At 37.6% G+C, this 13,909-nt stretch carries 11 protein-coding genes; 3 read left to right on the forward strand and 8 right to left on the reverse strand.

From position 1 onward, the window contains the following. Positions 1-70: 70 nt before the first annotated feature. Positions 71-3,976 (reverse strand): polysaccharide lyase family 8 super-sandwich domain-containing protein, encoded by a 3,906-nt coding sequence (locus tag IGL23_RS12215; RefSeq protein ID WP_104869688.1) that lies wholly within the window; start codon positions 3,974-3,976, stop codon positions 71-73. 582 nt (positions 3,977-4,558) lie between these two features. After that, a complete protein-coding gene (rlmH, locus tag IGL23_RS12220) occupies positions 4,559-5,038 on the reverse strand; it encodes a 23S rRNA (pseudouridine(1915)-N(3))-methyltransferase RlmH (RefSeq protein WP_002380931.1) in 480 nt (159 codons plus the stop codon). Positions 5,039-5,438: 400 nt separating this feature from the next. Here rlmH and IGL23_RS12225 point away from each other — a divergent pair, with 400 nt between their 5' ends. Next, positions 5,439-6,737: a S1C family serine protease gene (locus IGL23_RS12225; protein WP_002368406.1), complete on the forward strand. Its 1,299-nt coding sequence runs from the start codon at positions 5,439-5,441 to the stop codon at positions 6,735-6,737. Positions 6,738-6,783: 46 nt separating this feature from the next. Here IGL23_RS12225 and ytpR read toward each other — a convergent pair whose 3' ends face one another. The 4 genes from ytpR to pepA all read right to left on the reverse strand — a co-directional run bounded on the left by ytpR (position 6,784) and on the right by pepA (position 9,620). Further along, positions 6,784-7,404 carry a YtpR family tRNA-binding protein gene (gene ytpR / locus IGL23_RS12230; protein WP_033594646.1) on the reverse strand — a complete coding sequence of 207 codons (621 nt, stop codon included), beginning with the start codon at positions 7,402-7,404 and terminating at the stop codon, positions 6,784-6,786. A 210-nt stretch (positions 7,405-7,614) separates the two neighbouring features. Continuing rightward, positions 7,615-8,070, reverse strand: coding sequence for a universal stress protein (locus IGL23_RS12235; RefSeq protein WP_002385249.1), 456 nt, complete (start codon positions 8,068-8,070; stop codon positions 7,615-7,617). Between the two features lie 147 nt (positions 8,071-8,217). Beyond that, positions 8,218-8,532 carry a thioredoxin family protein gene (locus tag IGL23_RS12240; protein ID WP_002355015.1) on the reverse strand — a complete coding sequence of 105 codons (315 nt, stop codon included), beginning with the start codon at positions 8,530-8,532 and terminating at the stop codon, positions 8,218-8,220. Between the two features lie 11 nt (positions 8,533-8,543). After that, positions 8,544-9,620, reverse strand: coding sequence for a glutamyl aminopeptidase (gene pepA / locus IGL23_RS12245; protein WP_002355013.1), 1,077 nt, complete (start codon positions 9,618-9,620; stop codon positions 8,544-8,546). Positions 9,621-9,926: 306 nt separating this feature from the next. Between pepA and IGL23_RS12250 the strand changes: the two genes are divergently transcribed. Beyond that, entirely contained in the window at positions 9,927-10,268 is a 342-nt protein-coding gene (locus tag IGL23_RS12250) for a PepSY domain-containing protein (protein ID WP_002355012.1), read from the forward strand. 318 nt (positions 10,269-10,586) lie between these two features. Next, positions 10,587-12,242, forward strand: coding sequence for a peptide ABC transporter substrate-binding protein (locus IGL23_RS12255; protein ID WP_002355011.1), 1,656 nt, complete (start codon positions 10,587-10,589; stop codon positions 12,240-12,242). Between the two features lie 66 nt (positions 12,243-12,308). Here IGL23_RS12255 and IGL23_RS12260 read toward each other — a convergent pair whose 3' ends face one another. Together IGL23_RS12260 and agaW are read right to left on the reverse strand one after the other, a co-directional pair. Continuing rightward, positions 12,309-13,145: a PTS system mannose/fructose/sorbose family transporter subunit IID gene (locus IGL23_RS12260; protein ID WP_033594648.1), complete on the reverse strand. Its 837-nt coding sequence runs from the start codon at positions 13,143-13,145 to the stop codon at positions 12,309-12,311. Then, positions 13,117-13,890 (reverse strand): PTS N-acetylgalactosamine transporter subunit IIC, encoded by a 774-nt coding sequence (gene agaW, locus IGL23_RS12265; RefSeq protein WP_002355009.1) that lies wholly within the window; start codon positions 13,888-13,890, stop codon positions 13,117-13,119. The genes IGL23_RS12260 and agaW overlap by 29 nt, the downstream gene beginning before the upstream one ends. Positions 13,891-13,909: the final 19 nt, after the last annotated feature.

Here is a 13,909-nt window from a genome sequence, read left to right on the forward strand (position 1 = left end):
TTAATGAAAAAGCAGACTTCTTGTATGGAAGTCTGCTTTTTTATTATGTTTTTAGTGAATCCGTAATTTTTTACTTCTTCGATTTACTTTTACGAAAAACTAAAAGACACCCACTGGCGATAACTAGAAGGCCAATAATCACAAGCGCGATCGATTTCTTTTCTCCTGTGCTCGGTAAAAATTGGCTAGCTTTTCTGAAACCACCTTGGCTTGATGGCTTAACTTGTTTCGTACCAGTTTGATCAACTCCCGCACTAGTATTTAAGTGTCCATTATTCCCCCCATTTTTTTGTTCCTTTTTATTTTCCCCACTATTTTTCAATGTTAATTGCTTCACTGCCGAGCGTAGCTCTGCTTCTGCTTGGTCTACTTCTGCTTGTGTCGCTGTTGTTTGATTTGCCACAGTTTGTGCTTGTTTCAACGCTTCACTGTAGACTTTCCAACTGCTTGCGGTGTAGTCTTTTTCTTGGTTTTTCTCGTTTTCTTTGATGATTTTCAACAAGTTGGTTTTATCTACTTCTTTAGTTGGCACTTTTGCCAATTGCTCCACCGCCGAACGTAGTTTTGCTTCTGCTTGGTCTACTTCTGCTTGCGTTGCTGTTGTTTGATCTGCCACAGTTTTCGCTTGCTGCAATGCTTCACTGTAGACTTTCCAGCTACTTGCGGTGTAGTCTTTTTCTTGATGTTTCTCGTTCTCTTTGATGATTTTCAACAAGTTGGTTTTATCTACTTCTTTGGTTGGTACTTTTGCCAATTGCTTCACTGCCGAGCGTAGTTTTGCTTCTGCTTGGTCTACTTCTGCTTGCGTTGCTGTTGTTTGATCTGCCACAGTTTGTGCTTGTTTCAACGCTTCGCTGTAGACTTTCCAACTGCTTGCGGTGTAGTCTTTTTCTTGGTGTTCTTTTTGTTCCTGAATTAATTTTTCTAACGCTTCTTTCGTTACTTCAGGAGTTGTTTTAACTGTGATTGAACGCGAGCTGCCATTTAACCCCGCACTATTTAAAGTGATAATATTTTGGTCAACAGAAATTTCTGGGTCCGCTGCGACTACTTCAAGAATGCCCTTATCAAATTCAATAGAAACGGATGCATTATTTTGTAAAGGATTCGCAAGAGTTAAGCGATAAACACCGTTATCAATTTTTTCTGAAATAACCGACATTGGATCATACGCATACAGTCCTGCAATTTCTTGGTCATTATTCCATGTATTCATCATGACATAATTACCTGCTTCAATGGCTTGTAAGTTTGCTGTATTTTCTAGAACAGTATAGCCTTTATTTTTAGAAAGAGCTGCGATTTCTTCATTCGTTTTCCCAACCACTGTTAAATATTCGTAAGTACCATTTTCAACAGTCTTGCCATAATTTTTACTAATTTTAGCAAATGTATTTGTATAGGTTTTATCATTAACAAAGTATTCGTTAATATCTCCGTAGCGACCAGAGCGTTCTTCTATTTGAACATCAAGCGTATTCATTGAATTAGGAAAAACATAGCCAATGTTATTCAATGGATTCGCTGCGCTTAAACTAATCCAAGAATTATCTTTGTCTGAACCTTGGTTAAGCTTCACTTCCTGTGGATGAATCATCCGATTATCGAGGATTGTTTCAATCGAAGCATCTGTCGTACCAGTAATGCCACTTCCCAAATTAATGATTTGACCATCTAATAAGAACCAAGATTTTTTAGCAACTAAGTTCATTCCTTCATTATTTTTATCTAAAAACATTCCTATAGAGGCAACCTGTCCATTATTTGAGCCACCTACCCATGACTGGGGACTGCGTTTCCCTGTATAAGCACCATTTGCCAATTCTCTTGTGTCAACTGTCGTTCCTGGTAATCGATATGGATCGATCGTTGCCCAGTATCCTTCATCAAACTGAGCAAAGTCTTGATTGTATAAATAAAGCATGCCGTCTGCTGTATGCCAGCCTTTTTTATTTTCCGTATTCCCAAATTCATAGTTTCCGACACGTTGTGAATACATACTGATACCCACCGCATATTCGTTATTTTTCTGTAGGACTCGATCCATCGAACCATATACATTTAAAGATTGCATTGGTGTCGCTTGGGCAGGTGACGCACTATTCACCACATTTTTCAAGTCAATTAACGCTTCAAAATCTCTTGGTTTTTTAAAGAAATGATAGTATGACCCACTTTGTTGAAGCCACGTTTGGATAGATGTATAAATGTCATTTCTTAAATTTTCTGGTGCAAATTTTGCAATTAAGGTTAAATTAGCTATTGTTTCTTTACCCGATTCAAACTCTGTAGTAAAAGGATTCGTTTCTGGCGCTCTGGAAATACTTCTACCAGAAACCATCGATGGCATTTTTCCATTTACCATCAATTGTAAGTAACCTTTATCAACAACATTAAATAAATTACTAATGTTAGGGTCATTCATCTCCCAGTCGGAACCTTGTAAAATAGTCTGAATTCGTCCAAACCCTTTTAGCAACTCATTCCCGTAACTGCCGTTGTACGGAAAATAACCATGTTGAATCAAGGAACCATCAGGATATAAGCCATCACCAGAGGAAACACTTTTTAAAACGGACGGAACAGCTTCTTGTACTTGTACTAGGCGTTGATTATCTTCTAACAAAAGTCCAGTACCTAAAACGGTGATTGAAATATCTGTTAAGTTAGCTCCTGTTGCACGATAAATTGGCCATTGTATGTTTGGATCTTTTGCATACAGCATCAGCGGAGCAGTAAATTTATTTAATTTTTCTGCATCTGTATTCAATAGGTCATCATGTAATAAAATCAATGTATCTGTTAGCGGCTGCGCGGAACCAATTTGCCAATCCCACCAGTTACCTGTGTAATACGTTCCATTGTATTTTTTTGTATCAATCATAAATTCAATGCCTTTAACAATCGCATCATAAACTTCTGGTTTTTCAAAAAGCTCACTTGATGGTTCATAGTAGCCTAACGCTAATTTTTTAATATTGGTAAATTGAGTCGTGTAATCAGCAGACACTGTATCCGATGGTTTTCGTTCCCACAGATACTCACGATCTGCTGCTTGATTAAGCGTTTGCCATAATGCTAAACTCTCCGTAGCAATCTGGGCACGATACTGTTGCACATCTGCATCGTTATCATACTGCGTTGTACCTAACAATCGCATTTTCCATTTTGCTCGCATTTCCGCATATTGTTTATTTTCTGCTACAACAGTCACAGGAATTGTATCACTAATTTCTGTTCCTTTAATTTTGACTGTTACCTTCGCTTCACCACTCTTAACTGCTGTTAAATTACCCGTTTGGTCAACCGTCACAATGGTAGGATCACTACTCGACCACTCAATCTGATCCTCTGTGATATCTACTCCAGCTGGTGACACTTCAAAGGCTAGCTGTTGCTTTCTTTTTTCACTAATAGTCAGGTTCTCTGTTAAAAGTTTAATCGCTTCTGGCAATCGTTTTTTTTCATATGCTTCAAACGAAATAATACTTGAACTGTAAAATTGCTTATTTGTGTGTTGCCACATTTTCATCTGCTGATATTTTACAAAACGTGCTTGTACATTATTGCCATCAATATATTTTTTAGTAGGTTGGCCACCTTGCCCATTCTCTTCTTTAAAGATAGATTGATAGCTTTCACCATCTGTTGAAACTAAGATTTCATACACAGGACTTTCTGCATGCAACTGTAAAACGAGTTCGCCAATGTTTTTTACTTCACCCAAATCAACAATTAACCATTGTTCATCTTGCTTATCAGCGGACCAGCGTGTTGTTTCATCGCCATCAACAGCTTTTTCGCCAACAAATTGAGGGTATTTCCAATTCTCTCCAATTTTTCCTCCTTCTACACCAGAATATGTCACTTCTTTTTGTAAAAATAAATCAGTTATTTCTTCTGCAGATGCACTCATCGCAGTTAGCGAGAAGCCTGTAAGCATGAAAGCAACAACGACTATTATTTTTTTAATCATATTTCTCCCCATATCTTTCTATTTTTAAGCAACCAATCCGACTTTTCCAAACACTTTTTTCTGATAATTTAATCAACTTCCTCCTCTACTAAGTATTCTATATAAAAATTAGGCATGAAAAGACAACCTAAAGTAATTACTTCAGACAGACTTTTCATGCCTAGTTTTCCCTAGTCACATGAAATATTATACATGTTTACGCTTTCACTTTAAGGTAATTTTTAATTACTGTCAATAGCGTTTTCTTCATTGAAGAGCTTATTCAACTTTTCTCGTTAAAAATATTGATTTTTATGATAATCCCTTAATTTTTTCTCATTTTAAAATAATAATCATGGATGCTGAACCTGTTTCTGAGGCACAACAATTGGACAATTTTTTTGAAAAAACGAGAGGAATGACCATTGTTTTTTGCCATTCCTCTCATTTTTATTTATTGTTTGAACGGTAACGTTTCTCTCAAACCAGTTTGATTGAATTTTTTTATTTTCTATCAGACAAACAGACTAAAGATATTTTACTTCATATATTTTTCAAGCAATGACTTGATTCATAGAACTTACTGAGCAACCAGCCTACTTCCTATTTATGATACGGTTCCCCTTTCATAATCCGAAAACCACGATAAATTTGTTCCACTAATACCAAACGCATTAACTGATGTGGATAAGTTAAGCGGCCAAAAGAAATTTGTTGGTTACTTCGCCGAAGGACTGAATCACTGAGACCTAAGGAGCCACCAATGACAAAGGTTAGATTACTTTTGCCACTAATCCCTAATTGTTCAATTTCTTTTGAAAATTCTTCACTAGATAATTGTTTGCCATTAATGGCTAAAACAAAGACGTATTCGTTGTCATTAATTTTCCCCAAAATACGTTGGCCTTCTTTTTCTTTGACTTGAAGCATTTCAGCGTCACTGAGTTTTTCTGGGGCTTTTTCATCTGGTACTTCAATGATTTCCATCTTGGCATAGCTATTTAAACGTTTCAGATATTCATTAATGCCTTGAATCAGGTATTTTTCTTTCAGTTTTCCGACTGTTACTAGTTTAATTTTCACCTATTCCACTACTTTCTCGTTTTCTCTTCTTTCTTATTTTAGCACGAAGTTTGGCTACTTTCCACAACGTTTCCACATACTTATACACATATACACAGAGTTATCCACAGAACAAACTGAAAAATTACTTTATTTAACAGCTTTTTCAATACAAACACATATTCGCCACTGATTTGTCCACATTATCCACATTCTGTGGATAACTTTTCTGAAAACTGTACACAGAGTTATTCCCGATTTGTTCACATTTTTCTGTGTATAACTTTTTCATTCGTATTTTTTCTGTAATTTTTCCCTAAGTTGTTCATAAAAAATTCAAAGCTATTCGATAGACTAAAGGAGTAGGAAACAGATATACTTAATATAGAAAATTCAGATGCACTTATTGGGAGGTTATTTTATGCAACGAAAAGATGTTACACCTAATTCAGATAAAAAAAGTTTATTGCAAAAATTTGGGATTGGTTTAGCTGGCGGCTTACTTGGTGGCGCTCTTATTCTAGGAGGCGCTTATTCTGGGATTATTCCCACACCCAACGGCGGAAATAATGCAGCGACGACGACGTCCACTAATCACGGCGACACAAAAGTCAGCAATGTGAGTTACAATGTTTCTAGCGATGTCACAAAAGCCGTGAAAAAAGTTCAAAATTCTGTGGTTTCTGTCATTAATATGCAAAGTGCTAGCAACAATTCTTCGGCAGATGATCCTTTTGGGGGATTGTTCGGTGGGAATGAAGGTACTCAAGACTCTTCCGGCAACAATGGTAACGATTTAGAAGCAGCCAGTGAAGGTAGTGGGGTTATTTATAAGAAAGATGGTAAAACGGCTTATGTCGTGACAAATAACCACGTCGTAGATAAAGCGCAAGGATTGGAAGTTGTTTTATCTGATGGTACCAAAGTGAAAGGCGAATTAGTCGGAACCGATGCTTACACGGATTTAGCCGTGATTAAAATTTCTTCCGACAAAGTTGATCAAGTCGCTGAGTTTGGGAATTCTAGTAAAATCACAGTCGGTGAGCCTGCTATTGCGATTGGTTCCCCTCTAGGCTCTGATTATGCTAACTCTGTCACACAAGGAATCATCTCTTCTGTGAATAGAAATATTACCAATAAAAACGAGTCTGGTGAAACCATCAATATTAATGCCATTCAAACCGATGCTGCCATCAATCCAGGAAACTCCGGTGGTCCACTAATCAATATTGAAGGACAAGTCATTGGCATTAACTCAGTAAAAATTGTGCAATCAACTAGTCAAGTGAGCGTTGAAGGGATGGGCTTTGCCATTCCAAGTAATGACGTAGTCAACATTATCAACCAATTAGAAAAAGATGGTAAAGTGACGCGGCCAGCTCTCGGGATTACGATGTCTGATTTAACAGGTATCTCTTCACAACAACAAGAACAAATTTTAAAAATTCCAGCTTCTGTAAAAACTGGCGTAGTGGTTCGTGGTGTTGAAGCAGCGACCCCTGCTGAAAAGGCTGGATTGGAAAAATACGATGTTATCACGAAAGTTGACGGCCAAGACGTAAGCTCTACTACAGATTTACAAAGCGCGCTTTACAAGAAAAAAGTTGGCGATAAAATGGAAGTGACTTATTATCGTGGTTCTAAAGAAATGAAAGCAACCATCGATTTAACCATTGATAAATCAGCTTTAACACAACAAAATAATCGCAGCAATCAATAAAAGAAAGAAACGACCTGTTGTCTGAACAACAGGTCGTTTTTTTCTTTTATTCTCCTACCGCAAATGCAGAACCAACTTCTGCATCAAAAGGCAATTCTAAGATTCCTTTTTTAGCAGGTGCATTTGGTAAACGTAATTCTTTTGCTGAACAAATCATTCCAAAACTTTCTTCACCACGTAAAACCCCTGGCCAAATCATTAAACCATCAGGCATCATTGCGCCTGGTTTGGCCACAACTACTTTTTGTCCTGCTTTGATGTTCGGTGCGCCACAAACAATTTGTAAGATTTCGCCGTTGTCTACTTCTGTTTGTGTGATAGATAAATGATCTGAATCTGGATGTTTTTTACATGATTTGACAAAGCCGACCACAATTTTAGGGGTGTCGTCTTTTTCAAGTATTTCTGAAAATCCCGCATCTTTAATCGCTGTATTGACTTTTTCAATTTGTTCGTCTGTTAAAGTCACTTGGCCGGTGCCATTAATGTCACCTAGAAACGCTGAAGCATTGAAAATATTCCAAGCTACCACTGTTTCTGGCGCCTCAACTAAACTTACACGTGCCACATCGCCGACACGTTTTACTTGGTTTTCCGCACCTTGATCGTCCGCAACGATGACAAGTAAGACATCGCCAACGTGTTCTTTATTATATGCAAAAATCATTTTTGTTCCTCCTCTGTCGTTTTCCTGTCTTATCTTATCAAAAATTGACCCATTGTGCATACTTTTTTGTCGAAAAACTAAAAGACTTGGAAAATATGTCACTACGACTTATTCTCCAAGTCCTCAATTTTGAGTGACAAGCCGCTGATCCTTTGAAAAAACAAAAGAAACGTTAGGTCAACTCTCTATTCAATCAATAACTCTTTTTGCTTATTTTTCTTCAGAGTGAACAATTAAGACATCGCAAGGGGCTTGACGAATAATGTAGCTACTGACGCTTCCCATGACCACACGTTCGACTGCGTTTAATCCTGATTGTCCCACCATAATTAAATCAACATTGTATTTTTCAGGTAATTCATGACTCATGACTTCTTTTGGTGAACCAAACATGGTAACTGTTTCAACATTATGAAAATCAACGCTTTCAGCATACTTTTTACAATCGGCCATTAATTCTTCCGCAGCAGCTGTTTCTTGATCAATTAATTGATCATTTAACGTCGAATACCCCATCATTGTATACACTTGATTTTCTAAAATATTTGCAACAATGACTCGGCTTCCGTTTCGACGAGCAACCTCAATTGCACGTTCATAAGCTAAATTGGCTTGATCACTACCGTCTACGCCGACAAGAATATTTTTATACATTTGTTCTTCCATTTTCGTCACCTTCCCGATGGAGGCTGATCTAAAAGGCTTCTTTGACTAAGAAACTAGAGTCAAAAATGAATTTAGGACCCTTGCGCAGAACGCCCTTTTGTCCAGCTGATTCTCTCTTAATTTAATGGTTCCTCTGGTTCATGAAAATTAGCCTAAGCTAGTTAAAAATGCACTGATTTCTTCTTTTGTTTTTCGGTCTTTGTTTACTAAGCGTCCTAACTCTTGACCGTTTTCAATTACGACAAAACTCGGAATACCAAAAATATTCCACTCGGCAGCCACGTCAATAAACTGATCGCGGTCGACTTCGATAAATTGAAAAGCTGGAAATGCTTCTTCAATTTCAGGCATGACTGGTTTAATGAAACGACAGTCTCCGCACCAATCAGCAGTAAAGAAGAAAACATTTTTACCTTTTTCAACATAAGTTGCTAGTTCTTCTAATGAATTGGGATAAATCATTTAAACATCCTCTACTTTCCGTAAACAATTGTATTAACTGTTGATTTATCCAAGCCACGTAATGCTTGTAACAACATTTCCCGCGCTGCTTCATAATCCGCAATACTAAACATTGTTTGATGCGTATGGATGTAACGACCACAAACGCCGATGACTGTACTTGGTACACCGTTATTAGTTGTGTGCGCTGCCCCAGCATCCGTTCCGCCTTTAGAAACAAAATATTGATACGGAATATTGTGTGTCGCTGCTGTATCCAATAAATATTCACGCAAGCGAGGCAATGTGATCAAACCTGGGTCGAAAATCCGTAATAACGTTCCTTCACCTAAATGACCATACGTCCCTTTTTTCGTGTGAATATCATCTGCCGCTGAACAATCCACCGCAAAGAAGATATCTGGATTAAATTTATGAACAGATGGTTTAGAACCACGTAAACCAACTTCTTCTTGTACGTTTGCTCCAGCAATTAATGTGTGGCCTAATTCTTCATTTTGTAACGTTTCCAATGCATCTAATACCAACGTACAACCATAGCGGTTATCCCATGATTTACTGATAATATTTTTGCCATTAGCTGTTTTAATCGTTTCTGTTTGTGGAACAATGGAATCCCCTGGACGAACGCCAAAGCTTTCAGCTTCTTCTTTTGAAGAGAATCCTGCATCAAATAACACATCAGAGACTTCTAATTGTTTTTGACCACTCGTACCACGCAACAAGTGTGGCGGAATAGATGAAGAAATACATGGATAGTTCCCTTTACTTGTTTTTAACGTAAAACGTTGTGCTGAAACAACATAGGGATTCCAGCCACCTAAAGGAACCACTTGGAATAAACCATTATCGTTAATTTGAGTTAACATGAAGCCAACTTCGTCCATGTGAGCTGCTACCATTACGCGTGGCGCTGCTTCCACTTTTGAACGTTTAATCCCAAAAATACCACCTAAACCATCATATTGAACATCGTCCACTAACGGGGTGATATGTTCTTTCATGTACGCGCGAATGTCGTCTTCAAATCCGCTGGTTCCTTGTAATTCAGTTAATTCCTTGATTCGTTGAAATGTTTTTTCTTCCATAGATGTATGTCCTATTGCTTTTGATTTGTTGGAAATTACGCCAACCAAGCGTCACTTTTCCTCTAAAAAGTCACTTTATCCTGTCGATAAAAATAGGTACTCCTTTCATATGATTTCACTCTTATTATAACGCAAATACTAGAAAATGCACATCGCTTTCTCTTTTTAAACGTGACAATGAGAATGCCCTAAAAGAATGATTGAAAAACTTTTTTTATTTCTCAGCGGCCCCTTCTCTATGGTAAAATAAGAGTGATACTGACAAAAGTAATAGTAAGCAGAAACCGACCAAGGGAGGTCATACAAATGAACGAAGAAAATGAGTTGACATACTTTAAAGGCGGCTTAGCGCTAGGTGTTGGTCTTGGTTTAGTAGGCGGCATTGCCTCAACCTTGTTCTACCATAAGAAAAAAACAATCTCCGCTGATCTCGTCTTAGAAAATGTAAAAGCTGCTTTTTTAAAAGAAGGACCGATTGAAGGTTCGTGGATTGAGTTTGAGAAAAAGCCCTTGCGGAAATTCGCCATCCACTCCAAAACGTATACTGGAGGAATTTGCCGCATTGAAGACGACGGCATTGTTCAATACGAATTCACTGCAGATGCCTACACAGGAACTGTAATTGACATTCAACGATTAAAAGATTAAAAAGATTGTTACAAAAGCACTTATTTGCTTTTGTAACAATCTTTTTTTCTTCTCATTTGTTTTTTGTAAAAGGGATGTTTATTTTATGTCAAAAAAATCAAATCAATGATGAATAAATACTCAAAAATCGAATGTTTTCTGCATGGAAATCAGCTTAAATCTTTACTTATCAACGTTTGTCCACTTTTTTCATAAAAAAGATTAGACATTTTTTAAAAATTGATAAAAGAATAATCATTTCTAACGATTTTTTAATTTCTCCTTTTCATTTTTACATTATACTGAGAGTATTGCTAAAAATGAAAAGGAGCGTGTCAAATGAAGAAATCTGTTTTATTTACTTCATTACTTGTATTATCAAGCTTAGCTTTAGCGGCCTGCGGCGGTGGCAGTGACGATAAAGGAGCTAGCAACGGCGGCAGCGACAACCAAGTATACACAATGGTTGAATCCCAAGAAATGCCTAGTGCCGATCCGTCCCTTGCGACAGATGAAGTGAGTTTTACCACTTTAAATAATGTCTACGAAGGAATCTATCGTTTAGATAAAGACAACAAACCCGCGCCTGCTGGTGCAGCCGAAAAAGCGACTGTTTCAGAAGACGGTTTAGTTTACAAAGTTAAATTACGTGAAGAATCAAAATGGTCTGATGGCAAACCAGTTACTGCTGCAGATTACGTTTATGGTTGGCAACGAACAGTGGACCCTGCCACTGCTTCAGAATATGCCTACATGTTTGAACCAGTAAAAAATGCTGAAAAAATTTCTAAAGGGGAACTACCTAAAGAAGAGTTGGGCATTAAAGCAATCAATGATCATGAATTGGAAATCACTTTAGAAACAGCAACACCATATTTTGACGATTTATTGGCTTTCCCTTCTTTCTTGCCACAACGTCAAGATATCGTTGAACGTTTTGGTAAAGATTATACAAAGAGTAGCGATAAAGCAGTCTACAATGGTCCGTTTACGCTAACTGAGTTTGATGGTCCCGGAACAGATACTAAATGGTCTCTAACTAAAAATGAAGAATATTGGGACAAAGAGACTGTCAAGTTAGATAAAGTCGCTATCAACGTGGTGAAAGAAGCCCCAACTGCCTTAAATCTTTATGAAACCGGTGAAGTGGATGATACGTATTTATCTGGCGAACTGGCCCAACAAATGCAAAACTCGCCTGACTTGGTCCAATTAAAAGCCGCTTCTTCTTTCTATTTAGAAATGAATCAAGCAGATGAAAAATCACCATTGACCAACGCAAACTTACGTCGTGCTATGTCTTATGCCATCGATCGCGATTCATTAGCTAAAAACATTTTAGCCAATGGCTCTCTTCCTTCACAAGGCTTCGTTCCTGTGGATGTCGCGAAATCACCAAAAACGGGTGAAGACTTTGTTAAAGAAGCTGGTAGCGACAAATTAGTCAAATACGACAAGAAAAAAGCTGTGGAATACTGGAACAAAGCGAAACAAGAACTTGGTGTTTCCAACTTAACGGTTGATTTAATGGTAGACGACTCTGAAGGCGCTAAAAAAATGGGCGAATATCTTCAAGGATCACTGTCTGATACTTTGGAAGGCTTAAAAGTAACTGTGACACCTGTCCCTATGGCTGTTCGCTTAGATCGTACCTTAAAAGGGGATTTCCAAATCGCTGTTCGTGGTTGGAGTGCCGACTATTCAGACCCAATTAACTTCTTAGATTTATTAGAAAGCTCAACTTCTAATAACCGTGGACGTTACAGCAATCCTGAATACGATAAATTCATTGCTGCGTCCAAAACCACAGATGTTAACGATCCTGAAAAACGCTGGGAAGATCTAATCAACGCTGAAAAAACAGTAATTGCTGATATGGGTGTTGTGCCAATTTACCAAAAAGCAGAATCACACTTACGTGCACCAAACGTGAAAGAAATTATTTATCATCCAACAGGTGCTAAATACGACTTCAAGTGGGCGTATAAAGAATAATCACTCGATTAAATTTAGAAAAAGATTTGGAACAATAGCCAAAATCGCTATTGTTCCAAATCTTTTTTATATAATCCCGATTAAAGAACCTAACAACCCAAAAATCACAGTAAAAATAATTAAAGCAATCGGCGTACGTCCTTTTTTCAACATAATAAAACAAAACAGCGTAAACACTAACGGTAATAAATTGGGCATGATTGTATCAAACAATTGTGTTTGAAGGTCTAACTTAGTATCTTTCAAGCGAAAAACAAAAGTTGTCGTTAATTGTACACTCTTCGGAATCAACGCGCCCACCACGGAAATTCCTACAATTGTTGCTGAACGAGATAATTTTTTGGTACTTTCGCTTAAAACTGAAATTGCTTTGACGCCCATTTTATAACCTAGATTAATTAACCCAATTTTGGCAGCCATATACGGAATATTAAATAACAACAAGAAAACAATTGTTCCTAAGATATTGCCTTCTAATGATAGTTGTGAACCAATCGCTGCTGCAATCGGCAAAACGGTTAAATAAAATAGCGCATCCCCAATTCCGCCTAACGGGCCCATCAACGCTGTTTTAATCGCTTGAATGGATTTTGGTGATTCTTTTGACTCTTCCATTGCAATAATCACACCATGCATGAATGTCACCAATTGTGGATTCGTGTTCATAAATTGTAAATGATTTTCCAAAGAAAGAGCTAAGTCTTCTTTATCACGATGAATCTTTTTCAATCCTGGAATTAATGAGTAGGTCCAGCCGCCTGCTTGCATTCTTTCATAATTAAATGAAGATTGTAGCAGATACGAACGGAACATTATTTTTTTTAACTCTTTTTTTGTTATTACTTTTTCGGATATCGTATCATTATATGTTTCTTCAGATGCCATCTTCTTCAAACCCTCCATTATTATTTGATGCAGTGACTGTATTATTTCTTTGTGCGTAAAATTCATATAAAGCAATTGCGACAGCTAAACCTGCAACCGCTAATGTATCTAATCCTAAATAGGCAGCCATAACAAAACCAAAAATAAAGAACGGCACGTAGGATGTTTCCCACATCGTTTTTAATAACATGGCGAAACCTACTGCTGGCATCATACCACCTGCAACGCTCAAGCCATGAATACTCCATTCGGGTAGAATAGAAATGAAACTAGATGCTTTATCAGCACCAAAGAAAATACATAAAAACACTACAAAAAAATAACAAATGAATAAAACGATTGGGACAAAACTAGACAATCTTTCGATCCCTCTTGTATCTGCTTTTTTTGCATAAGCATCAAATTTATGCATAATTGGTGACATCGCTGTATATAACAAGGTAATTAACGCTTGCGCTGCAACTGCGAAAGGAACAGCCAACCCTACGGTTACTTGCGGGTCAGATTTTGTGATAATTGCTAACGCTGTTCCAATAACTCCCCCAATTACTACGTTGGGTGGTTGCGCACCGCCGATTGCTACTGCACCAATCCAAACTAACTCTAGCGTTGCTCCAGTGATTAACCCTGTGTTGACATCTCCCAATATTAAACCAACAATCAGCCCTGTAACAATCGGACGATGAATATGTGTCTGTAAGACAAGCTTATCAACCCCTGCTATCCCAGCCCAAATTCCTACCAAAATTGCCTGTACTAACATTTTTTTCCTCCTATTAGAC

The sequence above is a fragment of the Enterococcus sp. MSG3299 genome (genome assembly GCF_050555765.1).
Taxonomy (GTDB): domain Bacteria; phylum Bacillota; class Bacilli; order Lactobacillales; family Enterococcaceae; genus Enterococcus; species Enterococcus faecalis.

Excerpts from the sequence above, each read along its gene's own strand:
- IGL23_RS12215 (WP_104869688.1), bottom strand. The coding sequence starts at position 3,976 with ATGATTAAAAAAATAATAGTCGTTGTTGCTTTCATGCTTACAGGCTTC.
- IGL23_RS12225 (WP_002368406.1), top strand. The coding sequence starts at position 5,439 with ATGCAACGAAAAGATGTTACACCTAATTCAGATAAAAAAAGTTTATTG.
- ytpR (WP_033594646.1), bottom strand. The coding sequence starts at position 7,404 with ATGATTTTTGCATATAATAAAGAACACGTTGGCGATGTCTTACTTGTC.
- IGL23_RS12235 (WP_002385249.1), bottom strand. The coding sequence starts at position 8,070 with ATGGAAGAACAAATGTATAAAAATATTCTTGTCGGCGTAGACGGTAGT.
- IGL23_RS12240 (WP_002355015.1), bottom strand. The coding sequence starts at position 8,532 with ATGATTTATCCCAATTCATTAGAAGAACTAGCAACTTATGTTGAAAAA.
- pepA (WP_002355013.1), bottom strand. The coding sequence starts at position 9,620 with ATGGAAGAAAAAACATTTCAACGAATCAAGGAATTAACTGAATTACAA.
- IGL23_RS12250 (WP_002355012.1), top strand. The coding sequence starts at position 9,927 with ATGAACGAAGAAAATGAGTTGACATACTTTAAAGGCGGCTTAGCGCTA.
- IGL23_RS12255 (WP_002355011.1), top strand. The coding sequence starts at position 10,587 with ATGAAGAAATCTGTTTTATTTACTTCATTACTTGTATTATCAAGCTTA.
- IGL23_RS12260 (WP_033594648.1), bottom strand. The coding sequence starts at position 13,145 with ATGGAGGGTTTGAAGAAGATGGCATCTGAAGAAACATATAATGATACG.
- agaW (WP_002355009.1), bottom strand. The coding sequence starts at position 13,890 with ATGTTAGTACAGGCAATTTTGGTAGGAATTTGGGCTGGGATAGCAGGG.